The following is a 20,555-nucleotide window of genomic DNA, read 5'->3' on the forward strand; positions in this document are numbered from 1 at the left end:
TGCCCCCCGCGGGCGGGCGCGGGCCCCCCCCCCCCCCCCCCCCCCCCCCCCACCCCCCCCCCCACGCCGCCCCCCCCCGCCGGGGGCCCCCCCCCCCCCCCCCCCCCCCCACTACAGCTCCACTATCAGGCGAAGATCGCCTCGATCTGCTGCCAGGCGCCCTCTTCCACCCTGCCCAGCACGTCCAGCGCGCGCAGGTTCTCTTCCAGCTGCGACACCCGGCTCGCACCGAGGATCACGCTGGACACCTGCGGGTTGCGCAGGCACCAGGCAATCGCCAGCTGCGCCGGCGACTCGCCCAGCTCCGCGGCCAAGGCGGTGAAACGACGCACTTTGCCCAGACGGTCATCGGCCGGCTCGCCCAGCACCGAGGCCTGCAACCAGCCAAGCGTGGACTGCCCCAGACGCGAATCCTCGGCGATGCCGTCGTTGTACTTGCCGGTCAACAGGCCCGAAGCCAGCGGCGACCAGATGGTGGTGCCCAACCCGGCATCGGCATACAGTGGCGCGTACTCCTGCTCCACGCGGGCGCGGTGCAGCAGGTTGTACTGCGGCTGCTCCATGCTCGGCGCATATAGATGGTTGGCGCGGGCAAACGCCACGGCCTCGGCAATCTGCGCGCCTGACCACTCCGAGGTACCCCAGTACAGCACCTTGCCCTGCCGGATCAGGTTGTCCATCGCCAGCACGGTTTCGCTGATCGGGGTCTCCGCGTCCGGTCGGTGGCAGTAATACAGGTCCAGATAGTCCACCCGCAGGCGCTTGAGCGCGGCGTGGCAGGCATCGGTGACATGCTTGCGCGAGAGCCCGCGCTGGGTCGGCGCCGGCTCATCGACCGCACCAAAGAACACCTTGGACGACACGCAGAAGCCATCTCGCGGCAGGCGCAGGTCGGCGATCACATCGCCCATCACCTCCTCGGCGCGGCCCTTGGCATAGACCTCGGCGTTGTCGAAGAAATTGACCCCGTTGTCCCAGGCGCAGGCAATCAGGTTGCGCGATTCGTCGCGCCCGATCTGGCTGCCAAAGGTTACCCAGGCACCAAACGACAAGGCGGACAGCTGCAGGCCGGACGACCCGAGACGACGGTATTGCATGGCTGGCTCCAACTAGGGGACGGTGCACGGAATCCGCGCAGACAGGCCACAAGTGTAACCCCGGCTGCGCACCGGACCGTCCTGCGGACCTTGCCGATACCGGCGCAATCCCAGCAAATACCGGCTTATGCCGGAGATATTCTTGCCCGGCATCAGCCGCTGCTCTAGGCTTGCGTCTTTTGCGGGCACGCCCGGGGATTACTCATGTTCGAAGGTTTGGGCAGAATCGGCTTCGGCCTGTTCGGCCTGGCGGTGCTTTTGGGCATCACCTGGCTCTTTTCCAATAACAAGAAAGCCGTTGACTGGAAGCTGGTTGCCACCGGCATCACCCTGCAGATCGCCTTTGCGGCGCTGGTGCTGCTGGTTCCAGGCGGTCGCGACGTGTTCGACTGGCTGGGCAAGGGCTTTGTCAAGATCCTGAGCTTCGTCAATGAAGGCTCGAACTTCATCTTCGGCAGCCTGATGGATGTACCCAAGTACGGCTTCATCTTCGCCTTCCAGGTGCTGCCGACCATCATCTTCTTCTCGGCGCTGATGGGCGTGATGTATCACCTGGGCGTGATGCAGGCCATCGTGCGGGTCATGGCTGCGGCCATCACCAAGGTGATGCGCGTGTCCGGCGCGGAAACCACCAGCGTCTGCGCCAGCGTCTTCATCGGCCAGACCGAGGCACCGCTGACCGTGCGCCCCTACATCTCCAAGATGACCCAGTCCGAACTGATCACCATGATGATCGGCGGCATGGCGCATATCGCTGGTGGCGTATTGGCCGCTTACGTCGGCATGCTCGGCGGTGGCGATCCGGCCTCGCAGGCCTTCTACGCCAAGCACCTGCTGGCCGCCTCGATCATGGCCGCACCGGCCACGCTGGTGGTCGCCAAGCTGCTGGTGCCGGAGACCGGCACCCCGCTGACCCGCGGCACGGTCAAGATGGAAGTGGAAAAGACCTCGTCCAACATCATCGACGCAGCCGCTGCCGGCGCTGGCGATGGTCTGCGCCTGGCACTGAACATCGGCGCCATGCTGCTTGCCTTCATCGCCCTGATCGCCCTGCTCAACGCGCCACTGACCTGGATCGGTGACGTCACCGGCCTGGCCGCCGCCATCGGCAAGCCGACCAACCTGGCCACCATCTTCGGCTACGTGCTGGCACCAATCGCCTGGGTGATCGGCACGCCGTGGGCTGACGCCACCACCGTGGGTTCGCTGATCGGCCAGAAGGTCGTGATCAACGAATTTGTCGCCTACATGGACCTGTCGCAGATCATCCAGGGCAACGTTCCTGGCACCACCTTGAGCGAAGAAGGCCGCCTGATCGCGACCTACGCCCTGTGTGGCTTCGCCAACTTCAGCTCGATCGCCATCCAGATCGGCGGCATCGGCGGGCTGGCCCCGGACCGTCGCCAGGACCTGGCCAAGTTCGGCCTGCGTGCGGTTCTGGGCGGCACCATCGCCACCTTGATGACCGCCACCATTGCCGGCGTGCTGACCCACTTCAGTTGATTCAATCCAGCTGATACGGCTCGGCCGCTACAAAGCGGTCGAGTCAGATGGCCAAGCCATCGCAGCTGCTGTTTCATCGCCACCTTAGAGACAAAGATTCCATGAGTTCTGTAGTCGTTGCCGGTTCCTTCAATGTCGATCACGTCTGGCGCTGCGATGCCCTGCCCGCGCCGGGAGCGACCATTGCTGGCCGTTACAGCACCGGTCCCGGTGGCAAGGGCTTCAACCAGGCCGTCGCGGCACGCCGCGCCGGTGCCGACACCAGCTTCGTCTGCGCGCTCGGCGCCGATGCTGGCGGCGACCTCGCCCGCCAGCTGGCCAACGCCGACGGCATCACGCTGGTGGCCGAAGCCACCGCCGAGCCGACCGGTACCGCTGGCATCTACGTCGATGGCCGTGGCCGCAACTCGATTGTGATCGGCGCCGGTGCCAATGCCTCGCTGAGCACGGATTTCGTTGCCGCCAACGCCGCCCTGATCGGTGGTGCCAAGGTCCTGCTGGCCCAGTTGGAATCGCCGGTGGAAACGATCGAAGCCGCGCTGGCGCAGGCCCGCGAAGCCGGCGTGCTCACCATGCTCAACGCCGCCCCGGCCAATGCCCCGTCCACCATCAGCCTGCTCAAGCTGGCCGATGTGCTGACCCCCAACGAAACCGAGTTTGCCGCCCTGCTCGGCCGTCATGTCGGCGAGCGCATCGAGGCCGATGACGTCGCCGCCCTGGACGGCGCCAGCCTGCACGCCCTGTGCCGCAAGCTGTCCAGCAACACCGTGGTGGTGACACTGGGCGCGGTTGGCGTGTTTGTCTCGCACGATGAGGACAAGCTGCGCAGCGATAGCCAGCCGTACTACCGGGTGGCTGCCGAGTCGGTGCAGGTGGTGGACACCACCGGTGCCGGCGATGCCTTCAACGGCGCCCTCGCCGCCTCGCTGGCAGCGGCACCGGACGCAGCGTTCATCAAGCACGTGCGCTTCGCCAACCAGTACGCTGCCCGCTCCACCGAGAACGAAGGCGCCGCGCTGGCAATGCCGCGGATGACCCCGGCCGACGTCTGAGCCTATGGCTCTGCCCCTCCCTTGCGCAGCAGGGGAGGGCTGGGGAGGGGTTAGCTCGTAAGCCTTCGCACACTCCCAGCTTCGCGACTCTTGCCGCTCCTACAGCCGGGGTTCCAGCCCCCGCCGTACAATACCCCCATGCAGATCGGCCCCTACACCATTGCACCCAACGTGGTGCTCGCGCCCATGGCCGGCGTCACCGACAAGCCATTCCGCCAGCTGTGCAAACGGCTCGGCGCGGGTCTGGCCGCCTCGGAAATGACCATCAGCGATCCACGCTTCTGGACCACCCGCAAGTCCATCCATCGCATGGACCATGCTGGTGAACCGGCGCCGATCAGCGTACAGATCGCCGGCACCGAGCCGCAGCAGCTGGCCGAGGCCGCGCGCTACAACGTCGACCACGGCGCACAGATCATCGACATCAACATGGGCTGCCCGGCCAAGAAGGTCTGCAACGCCTGGGCCGGCTCGGCATTGATGCGCGACGAGGCTCTGGTGGCGCGCATTCTTGAGTCCGTGGTCAATGCCGTCGATGTGCCAGTGACACTGAAAATCCGCACCGGCTGGTGCGCGGAGGTACGCAACGCACCGACCATCGCGCATATCGCCGAAGACAGCGGGATCGCCGCGTTGGCGATTCACGGCCGCACCCGCGACCAGCATTACACCGGCGTGGCCGAGTACGAGACCATCGCCGCGATCAAGGCGATGCTGAAGATCCCGGTATTGGCCAATGGCGACGTGGATTCACCGCGCAAGGCCGAGCAGGTACTGAAGCTGACCGGCGCCGATGCAGTGATGGTCGGCCGCGCCGCACAGGGCCGGCCGTGGATCTTCCGTGAGATCGCGCATTACCTGGCTACCGGCGAAGAGCTGCCACCGCCGTCGGTGGAGGAAGTGCGCGACATCCTGCTGGGCCATTTGAGCGACCTGCATGCCTTCTACGGCGAACCACAGGGCGTGCGCATCGCCCGCAAGCACCTGGGCTGGTATGCGAAGGATCGCCCGGAGAATGCCGCATTCCGCGCGGTGGTCAACGCCGCAGAAACTGCCGATGCGCAGATCCGGCTGACCCGTGATTATTTCGATGCGCTGGTAGCGGGCGAAACCGCGTACGCCTCGTAGAGCCGAGCAATGCTCGGCTGAAGCGTTGCCGGCAATCTGTCCGATGGTGCAGAACGCCTCTGCCGATCATGGCTCGGCGCTACAGAAAAAAGGCCCACCAACTGCTGCTGGCGGGCCCGTTCGACTGTCAGCGGCGCGCGGGGGAGAGAACCGCGCCGCTGCAATTCAGCCGAATACCTTGAAGCGCGCTTCGTCTTCCATGAAGGTCTTTTCACCGAACGGGGCTTCATTCGAGCCGAACGGCATCTGCGCGCGCAGCTGCCAGTTGCCGTGCACGCCCCAGTGCTTGCGCACCACCTCGTCCACCAGCGGGTTGTAATGCTGCAGGCTGGCGCCGACGCCAGCGTCAGCCAGCGCGGTCCACACCGCGAACTGGGCCATGCCGTTGGACTGTTCGGCCCAGATCGGGAAATTGTCGGCGTACAGCGCGAATTGTTCCTGCAGGCCCTTCACCACGTCGGTGTCGACGAAGTACAACACCGTGCCAGCACCGGCAGCAAAGCTGTTGATCTTGCCTTCGGTGGCCGCAAATGCCTCAGCGGGCACGATCTTGCGCAGCTCTTCCTTGGTCAGCTCCCAGAACTTCTGGCTGTGGTCGCCGAACAGGATCAGCGCGCGCGAGGACTGGGCGTTGAAGGCCGACGGTGCCTGGCGCATGGCCTGCTTGATCAGCTGGGTAGTGTCGTCCTGGCTGATCGGCAGCTGCTTGCCGAGGGCGTACTGCGACCGGCGCTTCTTGTACAGGGAGATGACTTGGCTGTTCATGATCGTTTCCTTCAGGGGGAGCAGCCGGCAACAGCGCCGGTCTTTGCTTGATGGCGCCCATTGTATTTACTGCCAAATTCAGAACAATTACTTAAATTCCAATAATTCGTTTCATTTTCAGAACAAATGAACCCTTGGCTTCTCAGCTGCCGAAAAGTGGCTATCCACGCTCCCACCAAAGCCTGATTCCAAATCGCCGAATCCACAGAACCAATGGCTATCAGCCGCGCAAGGCCGCAAACCCGCGCCGCACCGACATTGCCTGCGACACCGCAATGCTGGGTTCCGTTACGCATGCGCCGCGGTAACACCGGCTGGCGATACTGGGCGGATCACTGCACGACGCTGTTTCCATGACTCTCAACGACTTCCCCTACCTGCATGGCTTCTCGGCAAACGAACAGGAGCGGCTGCGCAAGCAGGCACGCCTGTTCGAACCGGCGATCTTCCATGACATCGACTTCCGCAACTCCCGCCACATCCTCGAAGTAGGCAGCGGCGTCGGTGCGCAGAGCGAGATCCTGCTGCGCCGCTTCCCGGACCTGCGGGTCACCGGCATCGACCTCAACGAGCGCCAGCTGGCTGCCGCCAACGCGCACCTGGCACAGATGCCGTGGCTGCAGGAGCGCGTCGAGTTCCAGCGCGCCAACGCCACCGACCTGCCGTTCGAACCGCGCAGCTTCGACGGCGCCTTCCTGTGCTGGGTGTTGGAGCACGTCCCCTCGCCCGCGCGCGCGCTGGCCGAAGTGCGGCGGGTGCTGAGCCCGGGCTCGCCGGTATTCGTCACCGAGGTGATGAACGCCTCGTTCCTGCTCGATCCCTATTCGCCCAACCTGTGGCGTTACTGGATGGCGTTCAACGATTTCCAGATCGACAGCGGTGGCGACCCGTTCGTCGGCGCCAAGCTCGGCAACCTGCTGCTGGCCGGCGGCTTCCGCGATGTGCAGACGCAGACCAAGACCGTGCACCTGGACAATCGCGAGCCGGCCCGGCGCAAGGTGATGTTCGCGCTGTGGGAAGAACTGCTGCTGTCAGCGGCCGAGCAACTGCTGGAGGCTGGCAAGGTCGACCAGGCGACGGTGGATGGCATGCGCGCCGAGTTCACCCAGGTGCAGAACGACCCCAATGCGGTGTTCTTCTATTCCTTCGTGCAGGCCCGCGCCACGGTCTACTGAGTTGTGGCGGCGCCGGTTGCCACCGGCGCTCGCCAGATGCGCTGCCACATCAGCGCCAAACGCTGTTTCAGCACATCACGATTGCCGGCCTGCCGATAGGCCGGCATCACCTGCCGTGGCGGCATCGCCTGCCACTGGCCATCACGTTCGCTGGCGACGGCGAAGTTGAAGTTGTAGTCCGGCTCCAAGCCCATGCGCAGATCGCTGAGCACCAGCTCGCCATCCACCACCTGCGCACGCATGAAGCCGTGGTTGAACCAGTTCAGTCGCTGCACCGCAGGCACATCGGCCGCCTGCCGCAACGCCTGCACATTCGACGGGTATCCCTGGAACTGCATCGGCCCGTGATCGGCCCATAGCGAGCGATCACCGACCACATAGCCCTGCGGCGTCATCGCCACCACCCGCCACAGCAAGGTGTTGAACGGCATCGGCACCGAGAAGCGCGGCGCATCGGCCAGGTCCATATGCGCCAGTGACTGCGCGGCAACGCGGTCCACCTGCGCCTTGGCGATCAACGACCAGCCCAGATAACCGCTGCTCAACACCAGGCCCGCCACCAGCGCGCGTTGCGCCAATGGCCGTGCACGCGCAAACCAGGCAATACCGCAGCCAACCAGCAGCCAGATCGTATAGAGCGGATCGATGATGAAGACGCTGGACCACATCGTCGGTGGCGGCGTCAGCGGCCACCACAGCTGCGTGCCGTAAACAGTGAAGGCATCCAGCAATGGATGCGTCACCAGCGCCAGCACGATCGCCCACCACCAGCGCGTCGGCGCCTGGGCAACGCGGCCATGGCCGAAGCGCTTGTACAACCACCAGATCAAGGTGCCCAGCAAGGGCAGCACGAACAGCGAATGGCTGAAGCTGCGGTGCACCGTCATCAAGCTCACCGGGTTATCGGTGAAGGCCATGATCGCCAAACCGTCCAGATCGGGCAGCGTCGCCAGCGCGGCACCGGCAAGCAAGGCGGCGCGGCGATGTGCGGCGGGGGTGATGGCGGCGGCGATCGCACCACCGAGAACGATCTGGCTGAGGGAATCCATGCGCCGATGCTAGCAGCCAACGCTGCGCTCAGCGCTGCCGTCGGCCATGCAGCCGCCACAGCACCAGCCCGCCGTACAGCAGCGCCAGCAACAACAGGTTGAGCAGCTCGCCGCCGATCTCTGGCAGGCGCGCGCCCAACTGCTGGGTGCGAACGATGGCATTGATGCCGGCGGTGGTCGGCAACAGCTTGGCCAACGCCACCAGGGCCGGCGGTGAAGCGATGGCCGGCCACGACAGGTTGGACAGGAAGAACAGCGGTATCGACACCGCGGTGACGTACTGGAACGCACGCTCGCGGGTATCGAAGAAGCTGGCGATGAACAGACCGAACGCCACCGTCGCCAGCGCGAACAGCAGCACCGCTAACAACATTCCCGGGATATTGCCGCCGCGCGGATAATCCTGCGCCCAGGCAGTGAAGCCGACGTAGTACAGCAGCCCGCACACCGCCACCACAACGAAGGCCAGGGCCATTCCCGACAAGGTCGGCAGGTCGAACTGCAACCGCCTGCCCAACTGCGCGCGGCGGCTGCCCAGCAGTACCCCAATGCCGAGCAGCAGGGTCTGGTGCACGATCAGTTCCGATACGCCGGGCACCACGCTGCTGCCATAGCCTTCACGGGTGTTGTACAGCGGCCGCTGCACCAACTGCAGCGGTGCCGCCTGCGGTGCGCCCATGAAGGCCGCCTGGCGCACTGCCTGCTGGCGACCAAAGCCTGTGATGCCTTCGGCCAGGCCGTTGAGGATGGCGCTGGCCCGGCTCAGGTAGGCACCGTTGCCCAGCAACACCAGTTGCCCGCTGCCGCCACGCAGGATGTCGCGTTCCAGCCGCTGCGGGATCAGCACGATGCCATCCACCTCGCCGCGCAGCAGCTGCTGTTTGGCCTGGGCCAGATCCGGCGGCTGGCTGACCACCCACACCGCCAGCAGTGCATCCACATGCCGGATCAGCTCGCGGCTGGTTGCGCTGTGATCAGCGTCCACCACCGCGATCGGCAGGTCACTGGCGACCTGGTGGCGATACGCCGCCGGATAGAAGAACGAGTACAGCAGCACCGCGCCTATCATCACCGCGCGCGCGGCCGGGTCGGCGAACATCGCCTGCAGGGCGCTCCGGAAGCCAGCGCCGAAGCCGCTCATGCACGCACCTGCTGGCGTGCAGTGCGCAGCAGCAGGTACGCCCCCAAGCCGCCGGCCACCACGGTCATCAACAACAGTACCGCCAATGGCCGCAGCGACACCTGCCAAGGCGCGCCCATGAACAACTGCTGCATCTGCACCTGCACATAGGCGGTGAGCGGCAGCAACAGGTTCCAGACGCGGGTGAACAACGGCGCCTCGATCACCGGAAAGGTGGCACCGGAGAACGCCAGCGCGGTACCAATCGTCAGACCCACCACCGACAGCCCCGTGCAGATGTCGCGGGTAATGGCGATGAACAGCAACGCGAAACTGCAGCAGGCCAGGTAGAACAGCGGCTGCACCAGCAGCATCAACCACAGACTGCCGGCCACGCCGTCACCGCGCACATAGGCCAGGTATGTCACGCCCAGCGCGCCATACAGCGAGAACAGCGCGACATACGGAAACAGCTTGCCGGCCATCGCCGCCCACGGCCGTTGCTGCAACCAGCCGCCGAGCAGGCCATCGCGCTGCTCGCGCCCAAACGCGGCACCCGCCGCGAGCGCGGCCAGCAGGGACAGCATGGCCGGGAAGATCAACGGCAGCAGGAACAACTCATAGCTGCGCGCCGGGTTGTACAGCACCGTGGCCTGCACCGTGACCGGTGGCCCACGCAGTTTTGCAGGGCCAACCTGCAGCGCGATCTGCTCCTTGAGCATGCGCGCGTTGTAGGCGCTCACCGCATCACCGATATCGCGTCCGGCCGACTGCCCGGTCGCCATGTAGGTGGCGTTGTAGAAGGCGTAGACCGGCACGGTTTCGCCACGCAGCGCGCGCCGGCTCAGGTCGCGCGGCACCAGCACGATGGCAAATACCTCCAGCGCGCGCAGCTGCGCCTGTGCCTGCTGCAGCGACGCCGGCTGGCTTGCCACCCGCACGCCGGGGCTGTCATCGATGGCGCGTGCCAGACCGCGACTGGTCGGGCTGTGGTCCAGGTCAACCAGGGCGATCGGCACCTGCCGCAGCACCGAGCCGGAGAACAGCCACATCATCAGCGCCATCAGCAGCAGCGGCAGCACCGTCACCAACGCCAGCTCCCAGCGGTCACTGCGCCAGTGCTGCAACTCGCGCCGCAGCGAGGCGGCGAAGGCACCGGCAGATGTCAGTCCTGCGGCCATGCAAACAGCACGCTCATGCCCGGCCGGAATCCTTCGATTGCCTGCTGTGGCCGCGCCCGCACCTCGAAGCTGCGCACGTCATAGCCGGACGACTGCCGCGTGCTGCGCCAGGTGGCGTAGTCACCGGCCGGGTTGATGAAGTAGACCTCGAACGCCGCACTGCGGTCCTGCAGGGCCGGAATCGTGCCCTGCAGGCGGGCGCCGGGCTTGAGTCCGTTCATCTGGTCCTCGCGCAGGTTCAGCGCCACCCACATGTGGTCGATGTCGACCAGGGTGAAGACCGGATAGCCGGCCGGCACCAGTTCGCCGATATCGGCCATGCGCTTGCCGACCTCACCTGCCAGCGGCGCACGGCCCTGGGTTTCCCGGCGCGCCGCATCAACCTCGGCCTTGGCGCCCTCCGCTTGCCGTACCTGTGCCAGTGCCGCGTCCTTGTCCTGCACGCGGGCACCAGCCAGGGCAAGGTCGTACTGCGCGCGGGCAGCGCGGGTCAGTTCGTTGGCACTGCGCGCCTGCGCCTGTGCTTCGTCGCGCTTCTGCCGGCTTACCACGCCCTCGGCGTAGAGATTGTCGAGCCTGCGGAAGGTACTGGTCGCCAGTTCGGCGCCGGCCTGTGCGCGCTTCCAGTTGGCTTCGGCGGCGCGGATATCCTCGCTGCGTGCGCCCTCCTCGGCCTTGGATGCCATCGCCGCAGCTGCAGCGACAACCGCATCGGCCTGGCGCTCCTTGGCGGCAACCTCGGGGCTGTCGAGATCGAACAGCACCTGCCCGGCTTTGACCCGGTCGCCTTCGCGCACATGCAACTGCTGCAGGCGCGCGGTGACCTTGGCGGCGACGTTGACGTTGTCGGCATCGGCCATGCCCTGCACCTGGTCCGGCGGGCTGCGCAGGCCCAGCCACAGGCCAAGCGCCACCAGCACCAACAGCACCACGCCGGCAATCAGGAACACGCGGCGTTGCCGCGGACTGGTCTCCACCTGCAGCGAATCGCTCATTCCAGCACCTTGTCCGCGCGTTGGCGGTAGTCGTCAAAACGTTGCAGCTGACCACTCACTTCCAGCAGCTGCGCCAGCGCCACGTCGAATTGATAGGCAGCCTGTGCACGTTCCACCTGCGCCCCGCCCAGGCCAAGACGCGCATCGATCACATCCAGCGAGGTGGACTGGCCTTCGCGGAACGACAGCTCCTGCAGGCGCAGGTTTTCCTGTGCCTGGGCGATGCTGCTGTCGAGCAGCTGGAACTGCGCGCGGGCGGTCTCCAGCTCGTTCCAGGCCTTGCCGACACCGAGCTGCAACTGGTTCTCCACTTCGCTCAGCCCCGATTGCGCCTGCTCCAGCTGCGCGCGCGCCGCGCTGACCTGCAGCGGTCGCGCCGTCGGTGACAGGAAGGTGTAGCGCAGGCCGATGCCGAAGGCCCAGTCGGCGTCGGTCAACAACGCGTCGCGACGGCGCAGGTCGTACTGGCCGAACAGATAGATCTGCGGCTTGAGCTTGGCCTGCTGTGCACGCACGCCCTGTTCGGCCTGCGCGGTGAGCGCGCGCAGACGGCCAACCTGTGGATGCCGCTGCTGGGCGCTGCGCTCGAACTCCTCACGCGCACCGACCGGGCCATTGATCACGAACAGCGGCGAGGTCGTCGCAACCGTGCCACCACTGCGCAGCAAGGTGGCCAGCGCCTGTTGCAGGGTGGACAGATCGTTGACGGCCTTCTGGTATTCGCGCTCGGCTTTGTCGCGGGCGACGTTGGCCTGCAGCCGCTGCGCCTTGGTGGCAAAGCCCTCGCGTTCGAGCTTCTGCGCATCTTCGAGGTGCCGTTGCAGACCGTCACGCACGTCACGGCGCACTTGTACCGCCTGCTCGGCCAACTGCTGGCCGAAGTAAACCTGCACCAGCTGCAGCGACAAGGACTGCCGCTGCAGTTCGCGATCGGCCTGGGCCAGTTCGCTGGCGGCCTGTGCAGCCCCCTGCGCGGCCGGGATCAGGCCACCGCTGTACAAGGGCACGCTGGCCGTCACGATGGGTCGGGTGCGCCAATCACGCTCGCCGAATTCCAGCGGCGACTCGATGCCGAATGCCTCGGCTACCGGTGCCAGTGAACCGAGTGGTAGGCTCAAGGTCTTCTGGAACTGCATGCGACGCACGTCGGCGGTGATTTCCGGCAAGCGCAGGTAGCGGCTGGCATCCTGCAGGTCCAGCTTGTTGCGCACGCCAGCATCGGCGGCGGCCAACGCGTCGGACACCTGCTCCAGGCGCTGCCGCGCCTGCTCGTAACTCAAGGCAGGCACCACCTCTGCCGCCGCTGCAGGTGGAGCCAGCAACATCCACAGCACACACAACCCTATCGCGACCGATGCTGGTTGCTTGCCTGCCACCCCGATACTCCCTGCTCGTTGGCTGGCCCCAGCATAGCCGCCCAACGGGTGAGGAAGAAGCCAGCCGTGCGATCAGGCCGCCTGCGCCTGCCGCAGGCTTCCCGGCAGGCAGACCAGGCTGCGGCCGGAATGATCGAGCAGGCGCAGGCTGCCATCGGGGTCCTCGGCCAGTGCGGTCAGGCTTTCCACCCAGTCGCCGTCATTGGCGTAGACCAGGCCATCACGCTCGACCAGCGCCGCGCGATGGATGTGGCCGCAGATGATGCCGTCCAGCCCGCGTCGGCGCACGTCGGCCAGTCCGGCCTGCACGAAGCGCTCGATGTAGCGTTCGGCCGCACCGCTCTGCCGTTTGAGGAATTCGGACAGCGACCAATAGCGCAGGCCAAGCCGGCGCCGCGCGGCGTTGAACAGGCGGTTGCCGGTGAGGATGCGGTAATACAGCCAGTCACCAAAGCGCTCCTGCAGCCCACCGAAATGGGTGGCGCCGTCGTAGTCATCACCATGCACCACCAACAGGCGCCGGCCATCGGCGGTGGTGTGGATGGCGCGGCGCCGCACCTGCATGGCCGGCAGCATCAAACCGCAGGTGCGGCGCAGTGGCGCATCGTGGTTGCCGGGGATGTAGATGATCTCGGTGCCGGCGCGACGCAGTGCATGCAGCGCTTCGATCACCTCGTTGTGTGCCTGCTGCCAGGTTGCGCGCTTATGCGAAAGCCACCATAGATCGACGATATCGCCGACCAGATACAGACGCTCGCAACGCAGGCTGGTGAGAAAACGCGCCAGTTCCGCCGCATGGCAATGGCGCGCGCCCAGATGCGTGTCGGAGATGAACACAGCGCGCCGGTGCGGCGGCAGCACCGGCACCGCACTCATGCCGTTGCTCCGGCATCACGCAGATAGCGTTTGCGTTTGTGCGGGCGGATGGCCTGCAGGTCCACCTCGATCAGGCCGTCAATGGAATCGCTGAAATCCGGATCCACGCCAAACGCGAGGAAACGTGCGCCACCGGGTTCGCACAGATCGGTGTACTGCCGGTACAAGGTCGGCACGCTGGTGCCCAGCGTCGCCAGGTTGGCCTTGAGCACATCGAACGCGGCCTGCGTATCCAGCTCACCGAAACTCGGCGGCGCGGCGAAGTACTGGAAGGGCCGGTTCGACTCGGCCAGGCTGCGGGCGGCGCCGTAGTACTGCTGGTAATAGGCCACCAGCTGCTCGCGCGCCTCGCGTGGCAGCGCAGCGCTGATCGACACCGCGCCAAACAGATAGCGCACCCCCGGCTGGCTGGCGAGGTAGGCACCGATGCCCTGCCACAGGTAGTCCAAGCTGCGGCTGCCCCAGTAGTCGGGCACCACGAAGCTGCGGCCCAATTCCATGCCTTCGGCAATGCGCGGGATGGCATCGTCCGAGTAGCGGAACAGGCTGGCGGTATACAGGCCCTGCAGGCCACTGCGCGCCAAGGCCGGTGCGCCGCGCATGACCCGGTAGGCACCGGCGATGCGCTGGGCGGGCGCGTCCCAGACCACGATGTGCTGGTAGAGCGGATCGAAGTCATCCAGGTCCCGGCTGCGGCCGGTGCCCTCCCCCACTTGGCGGAAGGTCAGCTCACGCAGCCGACCCAGCTCCAGCAGCAAGGGCGAGTTGGCGGCGCAGTGGGCCAGGCGGATCTGCTTGCCGTCGCTGGTCTGGCCGAGCAGCTCAGTCGTGTCGATGGCGGCGGCGACATCTGCCACAGCTACCGGCTCGGCCAGCGGCTGCGGGCCGTCCTCGCGCAACTCGGCGTTCTGCTGTTCCCTGCCCAGCGCATACAGTGCGTCGCGCACCGCCTGCAACTGCCGCGCCGGGTCCTGCTGCGCGTCCAGCCGCATCAGCTGGCCGATCTGCAAACGCAGCGGGCGCTTGCGGCGGGCAAACATTTCCCGCGCCAGCAAGGCGGTACCTGCAGGCTTGAACAGCGCCGAGGCGCCGTAGAACAGGGCCGAGTTACGCGCCTGAACCCGCACCGGCAGCACCGGCGTGTCGCAGGCGCGGGCGAATCTGACGAAACCGCGGTTCCAGCGGCCGTCGCGGATACCCTGCAGCGACAGCCGCGAGACCTCACCGGCCGGGAACACGATCACACACTGCTCGGCCTGCAGTGCCTGTTCCACCGCCTGCAGGCTGGCCCGCTGGGCACGGCCGCCGAGGATACGAACGGGCAGCAGCAGCTCACGCAACGGCTCCAGCTCCAGCAGCATGTCGTTGGCGATGATCCGCACGTCGTTGCGGACCCGGCCCACCGCATCCAGCAAGGCCAGCGCATCCAGCGCCCCGGACGGGTGGTTGGCGACGATCAGCAGGCGACCGCTGGCCGGAATCCGCACCAGCGCTGCCGCATCCACCGCATAGCCGGCGTCCAGGAAGCCCAGCGCGGCACCAACGAAGGCGAAGCCCTGCAACCCGGCACTGCGCTGCAGGAAGGCGTCCATCTGGTCGAAACGTGACCAGCGCCCCACTGTGCGCAGCAGCGGCCGGGCCAGGTGGCGGCGCGGGCCGTGGAACCAATCGGGATAGCGTTGCTGCAGGCGCTGCGCGATCTGTTGCATGGCAAGGTCTCCCTGTCGGCCCATTGGCCGGGAGCCTGCGCCCGCTACAAGGCAGGCTGGTTGCGGTTTTGCGGCAATCCGATGACCAAGCCTTAACCGGATGGCAACAGACACTTCGGCACTATTCCGTCAAGGTGCCGACCGTGTATGATGCGCGCCCATCTTTCCATCCGAATCAAGGGATATATAGCCCGATGTCCAGCTACCTGTTCACCTCCGAATCGGTCTCCGAAGGCCATCCGGACAAGATTGCCGACCAGATCTCCGATGCGGTGCTGGACGCGATCCTGGCCCAGGACAAGCGCGCCCGCGTGGCCTGCGAAACCCTGGTCAAGACCGGTGCGGCGATTGTCGCCGGCGAAGTGACCACCTCGGCGTGGGTCGATATCGAAGAACTGACCCGCAACGTCATCAACGAGATCGGCTACGACAACTCCAATGTCGGCTTCGACGGCCACACCTGCGCCATCATCAACATGCTGGGCAAGCAGTCGCCCGACATTGCTGCCGGCGTTGACGGCACCAACAAGAAGGCCAAGAAGCCGGAAGAGCAAGGCGCTGGTGACCAGGGCCTGATGTTCGGTTATGCCTGCAACGAAGCCCCGGAATTCATGCCGGCACCGATCTACTACTCGCACCGCCTGGTCGAGCAGCAGGCCAAGGTCCGCAAGAAGAAGAACTCGCCGTTGCCGTGGCTGCGCCCCGACGCCAAGAGCCAGGTGACCCTGCGTTACGGCCAGGACGGCAAGATCGAAGGTCTGGACGCGGTTGTTCTGTCGACCCAGCACGATCCGGGCGTGAAGCAGAAGGACCTGGTCGAGGCCGTGCGCGAGCACATCCTCAAGCCGGTGCTGCCGAAGGCATGGCTGGACAAGCTGCCGAAGAACAAGGTGCACATCAACCCGACCGGCATCTTCGTGATCGGCGGCCCGGTGGGCGATTGCGGCCTGACCGGTCGCAAGATCATCGTCGACACCTACGGCGGCATGGCCCGTCACGGTGGTGGTGCGTTCTCCGGCAAGGACCCGTCCAAGGTTGACCGTTCGGCCGCTTACGCTGCCCGTTACGTCGCCAAGAACGTGGTTGCCGCCGGTCTGGCCGACAAGTGCGAAGTGCAGGTCTCCTACGCCATCGGCGTGGCCGAGCCGACCTCGATCTCGGTCACCACCTTCGGCACCGGCAAGATCCCGGACGCACAGATCGAGAAGCTGATCCGCGCCCACTTCGACCTGCGTCCGTACGGCATCATCAAGATGCTGGACCTGATCCACCCGATGTACCAGCAGACCGCTGCTTACGGCCACTTCGGCCGCAAGCCGAAGGAATTCTCGTACGTCGATGGCGACGGCAAGACCCAGAACGCGACCGCGTTCTCCTGGGAAAACACCGACCGCGCCGAAGCCCTGCGCAAGGCTGCAAAGCTGAAGTAAGTTCGGCGTCAGGTAAAAGCACCACCCGGACGGGCCGCGCAAGCGGCCCGTCTGCTTTTCGTAAAAGCGCGCTTGCCAAGTACCGATGCGCCCGCACACCATTGCTCTGCATACACAGGGAGCGTTGGCATGTTTTCAGCATTTTTCAGCAATCTGTTCAAGGACAAACCCGACCCTGACCGGTTTGCCCGCAAGTTCATCGACGCGGTACGCAGCAACGGCTACCCGCATGAACTGGAATACGAGGCGGACACCTTCCGCATCCGCCATGCCAACGGTTCCTACTTCAACCTGCACAACGCCTACCACGCCTATCTCGGCGCCCCACGCGGGCAGCAGCGCAAGGCCTTGCTGGCCTTCAGCAGCTTGCTTGGCGTCCACGAAAAAGATGACGCGATGAGCTGGGAGCAGGTCCGGCCGTTGCTGCGCCCCTTGATCCGCAGCATCACCCAGCTGGAGGAGATCAACCTGCATCATGCCGAACAGGATGGTTGGGATGCCCCTCCGATGCAGCTCAAGTACCGGCGTCTGAGCGAGGAGTGCGTGGAGCTGCTGGCGGTCGACCACCCCGACCATACCGCCACCCTCACCCGCGGCCCGGAAGAAGCCTGGGGCGTAGATTTCGACCAGGCCTTGAGCATCGCTCGCAGCAATCTGCGGGAAAGCCCTGATGAGCCCTTCGTCGAGGTGCTGCCCGGCGTCTATCAGGCCGCATGGGGTGATGCCTATGACAGCAGCCGCGCACTACTGCCTGACCTGCTGCATCGTGTGCCGGTCGCCGGGCTGCCGGTGTTCATGCTGGCTACCCGTGACGTACTGCTGGTCACCGGCGAAGGCGACCTGCAGGGGCAGGCACAGATGCTGGAGTTGGCCGCCAATGCGTTTGCCGATGGGCGTGTGATCTCCTGGGAAGTGCTGCGCTACGACGACGGCCAGTTGCATGCACACGTGCTGGCGGATGCGGGCCTGCGTGAGCGACAGCGGCAACTTCGGCTGGAACTCGACGCCGAGGCCTACGCGTTGCAGAAACAGTTGTTGGAACGCGTGCACCAGAAGCACGAGGAAGATGTGTTTATTGCCAGCTTCATGGTCCACAGCGACGACCGGGTTTCGCTGTGCGCCTGGACCGACGGGGTTGCCAGCTCACTTCCACGCACCGACCGCCTGGTGCTGGTAATGCCAGTGGAGGATGGGGAAGCCGAGACCCTGATGGTTGATTGGGGGCAGGCGCAACCCGTCCTTGGCCACTTGCTGCGTGAAGACATCCGGCATATCCACCCAGCGCGTTACCTCACGCTTGGTTTCCCCGATGCAGAGACACGCGCGCGACTGCAGGCGATCTGAGCTGGTTTCCCGCGCTGATAGCGTTTGAGCAAAGAAGGCTGCCTGCGAGGGCAGCTTCTTTTTTTGCTTTGGCTGTTGCTTTTGCTTTTGCTTTAGCCCTTCTCCCGCCTGCGGGAGAAGGGTTGGGATGAGGGCAGCTTTGGCTTTGGCTTTGGCGTTGGCTCTCGATCCAGCAAAAGCCAAAGCCCCCAAAGCCCCCTCATCCGCCCTCCGGGCACCTTCTCCCGCAGGCGGGAGAAGGGACAGCAAACAGCAACTGCCAAAGCGACCGCAAAAGCCACAGCCAAAACCAGAGCCAGAGCCAGAGCCAAAAGCCAAAGCAGAAGCCGGGCCCAGGGCCGCTCTCAAAGCCCTCCGACAGCCCCACCTCAGCAGCCCCGCGCCCTCCTCCCTGTTCCCCATTACGACCAATGCACTACCATCGGCCCATGGGAAAGGAAGACCGTAGACCAATTACCGCCCGTTCCACCGGCTGGGCTCGCGCCCTCAGCGCCGCGTTGGCACGCTCCTCAATCACGCCGAACCAGATTTCGGTACTCAGCATCTTCTTTGCTGCAGGTGGCGCTGCTGCATTGTTGTATTGCCCCGGCCTACCCGGGCTGATCGCTTGTGCCGTCGGCGTCCAACTGCGCCTGATCTGCAACCTGCTTGACGGCATGGTCGCAATGGAAGGTGGCAAACAGACGCCAACCGGCGCGCTCTACAACGAATACCCCGACCGCATCGCCGACTCGCTGCTGATCATCGCGCTCGGCTATGCCGCCTGCATGCCCTCGCTGGGCTGGCTTGGCGCATTGCTGGCCGCGCTCACCGCCTATGTACGCCTGTCCGGCGCCAGCCTTGGCCTGGCCCAGGACTTCCGCGGGCCGATGGCCAAGCAACACCGCATGTTCGTGCTCACCGCAGCCTGCGTGCTGGCCATCATCGAGCAGCTGAGCACGCACACGCATTACGTATTGCCTGCCGCCGCCGTCATCATCGCCGCCGGCTCGCTGTTGACCTGCATCACCCGCACCCGCGCCATCGCCGCGCAGCTCAAGGCAGGCAGCTGATGCTCTCAAGTCTGCTGGTCGCCGCGGTCAAGATCTTCATTGGTGCCTACCCGCGCTGGGTCGGCAGTCGCCCCAACGACACCCAGCGCATCTACTTCGCCAACCACGCCAGTCATCTGGATACGGTGGCGTTGTGGTCAGCGCTGCCGCCGGCGCTGCGCGAGCACACCCGCCCAGTCGCCGCGCGCGATTACTGGAGCAAGGGCGTGCGCAAGCTCATCGCCGACAAGGGCTTCAACGCGGTGCTGATCGAACGTGACCGCAGCAAGTGCGAAGGCGATCCACTGCAGCCTTTGCATGACGCGCTGGACGCAGGTGATTCATTGATCCTGTTCCCGGAAGGTACCCGCAACCACGAACCGTTACCGCAGCCGTTCAAGGCCGGCCTGTTCCATCTGGCCCAGCACTACCCGCATGTGGAATTGGTGCCGGTGTATCTGGACAATGCGCGCCGTGCCCTACCCAAAGGCAGCCTGATACCGGTACCACTGGTATGTACGGCACGTTTCGGTGCGCCACTCAATCGCATTCCCGATGAAGACAAGGCGCAGTTCCTGGAACGGGCCCGCAACGCAGTGGTGGAGTTGGCATGAACAACGTCTTCCAACAGCTGCCGCTGGGCAGTTTCCTGCAGCAGGCCATCGAGCGCGCCCCGCCCAGCTTCTGGTGGATGATCGGCGGCGTGTTTGGCGTGCTGATACTCGCCAGCTCGATCGGCTTCATCCTCGGTCGGATCAAACCCGGTTCGGTGGTCGACAACCTCAACGCGCGTATCCGCGCGTGGTGGGTGATGGCCGCCGTGCTGCTGTTCTGCTTCGTGCTCGGCAAGATCGCCACGCTGGTGTTCTTCGGCCTGCTGTCATTCTTTGCGTTGCGTGAGTTCATCTCATTGACGCCGACACGCCGTGGCGATCACCTGGCGCTGTGCCTGTGCTTCTACATCGCCATCCCCTTGCAGTATTGGCTGATCGGCATCGACTGGTACGGCCTGTTCGTCATGTGTATCCCGGTCTATGGTTTCCTCGCCTTGCCGGCGGTATCGGCACTGTCTGGTGACACCGAGAACTTCCTGGAGCGCAATACCAAGATCCAGTGGGGCGTAATGCTCACCGTGTTCTGCCTCAGCCATGCGCCGGCACTGATGCTGCTGCGCATTCCCGGCTACGAAGGGCAGAACCTGATGCTGCTATTCTACCTGCTGCTGGTGGTACAGCTCAGCGACGTACTGCAGTACGTGTTCGGCAAGCTGTTCGGCAAACACCTGCTTGCGCCCTTGGTGAGTCCATCCAAGACAGTCGAAGGCCTGATCGGCGGTGGCTTGGCGGCCACCGGCGTGGGCGCGGCACTGTACTGGATCACCCCGTTCTCACCGCTGCAGTCGGCGGCACTGTCGCTGCTGATCGTGATCTGCGGCTTCCTTGGCGGACTGGCGCTGTCGGCGGTGAAGCGCAGTCTGGGTGCCAAGGACTGGGGCGAGATGATCGAAGGCCACGGCGGCATCCTGGACCGGCTGGATTCGGTGGTGTTCTCCGCGCCGGTGTTCTTTCATGTGGTGCGTTACAACTTCCAGTAACGCAGCAAATGTAGTGGGGGGGGCCGCCGGGGGCCGGCGGGGGCGGGCGGCGGGCGAGGGGCGCGCGGGCGGGGGGGCCCGCGGGGGGGGGGGGGGAGGGGGGGTGGGCGGGGGGGGGGGGGGGGGGGGG

18 protein-coding genes are annotated in these 20,555 nt (G+C 65.5%); 9 read left to right on the forward strand and 9 right to left on the reverse strand.

From position 1 onward, the window contains the following. Positions 1–125: 125 nt before the first annotated feature. Positions 126–1,097 carry a potassium channel beta subunit family protein gene (locus ACVOMF_RS16775; RefSeq protein WP_481510278.1) on the reverse strand — a complete coding sequence of 324 codons (972 nt, stop codon included), beginning with the start codon at positions 1,095–1,097 and terminating at the stop codon, positions 126–128. 204 nt (positions 1,098–1,301) lie between these two features. On the opposite strand from ACVOMF_RS16775, the gene ACVOMF_RS16780 reads away from it, so the two are divergent. The 3 genes from ACVOMF_RS16780 to dusB all read left to right on the forward strand — a co-directional run bounded on the left by ACVOMF_RS16780 (position 1,302) and on the right by dusB (position 4,780). Continuing rightward, complete coding sequence (locus tag ACVOMF_RS16780; protein WP_282269936.1) at positions 1,302–2,600, forward strand: NupC/NupG family nucleoside CNT transporter; 1,299 nt, start codon at positions 1,302–1,304, stop codon at positions 2,598–2,600. A 101-nt stretch (positions 2,601–2,701) separates the two neighbouring features. Next, positions 2,702–3,652, forward strand: coding sequence for a ribokinase (locus ACVOMF_RS16785; protein ID WP_282269934.1), 951 nt, complete (start codon positions 2,702–2,704; stop codon positions 3,650–3,652). Between the two features lie 138 nt (positions 3,653–3,790). Beyond that, the gene (gene dusB / locus ACVOMF_RS16790) at positions 3,791–4,780 is read left to right on the forward strand and encodes a tRNA dihydrouridine synthase DusB (RefSeq protein ID WP_481510279.1); all 990 of its coding nucleotides are present in this window, start codon (positions 3,791–3,793) and stop codon (positions 4,778–4,780) included. Between the two features lie 165 nt (positions 4,781–4,945). Here dusB and ACVOMF_RS16795 read toward each other — a convergent pair whose 3' ends face one another. Further along, positions 4,946–5,545, reverse strand: coding sequence for a nitroreductase family protein (locus ACVOMF_RS16795; RefSeq protein ID WP_481510280.1), 600 nt, complete (start codon positions 5,543–5,545; stop codon positions 4,946–4,948). A 353-nt stretch (positions 5,546–5,898) separates the two neighbouring features. Between ACVOMF_RS16795 and ACVOMF_RS16800 the strand changes: the two genes are divergently transcribed. Beyond that, complete coding sequence (locus ACVOMF_RS16800; RefSeq protein WP_481510281.1) at positions 5,899–6,720, forward strand: methyltransferase domain-containing protein; 822 nt, start codon at positions 5,899–5,901, stop codon at positions 6,718–6,720. On the opposite strand, the gene ACVOMF_RS16805 is transcribed toward ACVOMF_RS16800, so the two are convergent. From ACVOMF_RS16805 to olsF, 7 genes are all read right to left on the reverse strand, one after another. Next, positions 6,714–7,769 (reverse strand): metal-dependent hydrolase, encoded by a 1,056-nt coding sequence (locus ACVOMF_RS16805; RefSeq protein WP_481510282.1) that lies wholly within the window; start codon positions 7,767–7,769, stop codon positions 6,714–6,716. The genes ACVOMF_RS16800 and ACVOMF_RS16805 overlap by 7 nt on opposite strands. 28 nt (positions 7,770–7,797) lie before the next feature. Continuing rightward, positions 7,798–8,910: an ABC transporter permease gene (locus ACVOMF_RS16810; protein ID WP_481510283.1), complete on the reverse strand. Its 1,113-nt coding sequence runs from the start codon at positions 8,908–8,910 to the stop codon at positions 7,798–7,800. Further along, positions 8,907–10,070 carry an ABC transporter permease gene (locus tag ACVOMF_RS16815; protein WP_481510284.1) on the reverse strand — a complete coding sequence of 388 codons (1,164 nt, stop codon included), beginning with the start codon at positions 10,068–10,070 and terminating at the stop codon, positions 8,907–8,909. Before ACVOMF_RS16815 ends, ACVOMF_RS16810 begins: the two co-directional genes overlap by 4 nt. After that, complete coding sequence (locus ACVOMF_RS16820) at positions 10,055–11,065, reverse strand: HlyD family secretion protein (protein WP_481510285.1); 1,011 nt, start codon at positions 11,063–11,065, stop codon at positions 10,055–10,057. Before ACVOMF_RS16820 ends, ACVOMF_RS16815 begins: the two co-directional genes overlap by 16 nt. Beyond that, the gene (locus ACVOMF_RS16825) at positions 11,062–12,447 is read right to left on the reverse strand and encodes a TolC family protein (RefSeq protein WP_481510291.1); all 1,386 of its coding nucleotides are present in this window, start codon (positions 12,445–12,447) and stop codon (positions 11,062–11,064) included. Before ACVOMF_RS16825 ends, ACVOMF_RS16820 begins: the two co-directional genes overlap by 4 nt. A 66-nt stretch (positions 12,448–12,513) precedes the next feature. Then, a complete protein-coding gene (locus ACVOMF_RS16830) occupies positions 12,514–13,317 on the reverse strand; it encodes a UDP-2,3-diacylglucosamine diphosphatase (protein ID WP_481510286.1) in 804 nt (267 codons plus the stop codon). Further along, entirely contained in the window at positions 13,314–15,026 is a 1,713-nt protein-coding gene (gene olsF / locus ACVOMF_RS16835; RefSeq protein WP_481510287.1) for a bifunctional ornithine lipid synthase OlsF, read from the reverse strand. The genes ACVOMF_RS16830 and olsF overlap by 4 nt, the downstream gene beginning before the upstream one ends. A gap of 194 nt (positions 15,027–15,220) precedes the next feature. Between olsF and metK the strand changes: the two genes are divergently transcribed. The 5 genes from metK (at position 15,221) to ACVOMF_RS16860 (ending at position 20,425) form a co-directional block, all read left to right on the forward strand. Further along, complete coding sequence (gene metK / locus ACVOMF_RS16840) at positions 15,221–16,456, forward strand: methionine adenosyltransferase (RefSeq protein ID WP_296247203.1); 1,236 nt, start codon at positions 15,221–15,223, stop codon at positions 16,454–16,456. Between the two features lie 129 nt (positions 16,457–16,585). Beyond that, the gene (locus ACVOMF_RS16845; protein WP_481510288.1) at positions 16,586–17,800 is read left to right on the forward strand and encodes a DUF1444 domain-containing protein; all 1,215 of its coding nucleotides are present in this window, start codon (positions 16,586–16,588) and stop codon (positions 17,798–17,800) included. 428 nt (positions 17,801–18,228) lie between these two features. Then, positions 18,229–18,852, forward strand: a complete 624-nt coding sequence (locus ACVOMF_RS16850; RefSeq protein WP_481510289.1) for a CDP-alcohol phosphatidyltransferase family protein — start codon at positions 18,229–18,231, stop codon at positions 18,850–18,852. Next, entirely contained in the window at positions 18,852–19,445 is a 594-nt protein-coding gene (locus ACVOMF_RS16855) for a lysophospholipid acyltransferase family protein (RefSeq protein ID WP_481510290.1), read from the forward strand. The genes ACVOMF_RS16850 and ACVOMF_RS16855 overlap by 1 nt, the downstream gene beginning before the upstream one ends. A 77-nt stretch (positions 19,446–19,522) precedes the next feature. After that, positions 19,523–20,425 carry a phosphatidate cytidylyltransferase gene (locus tag ACVOMF_RS16860; protein ID WP_481510292.1) on the forward strand — a complete coding sequence of 301 codons (903 nt, stop codon included), beginning with the start codon at positions 19,523–19,525 and terminating at the stop codon, positions 20,423–20,425. Positions 20,426–20,555: the final 130 nt, after the last annotated feature.

This window comes from Stenotrophomonas sp. STEN022 (assembly GCF_056760155.1).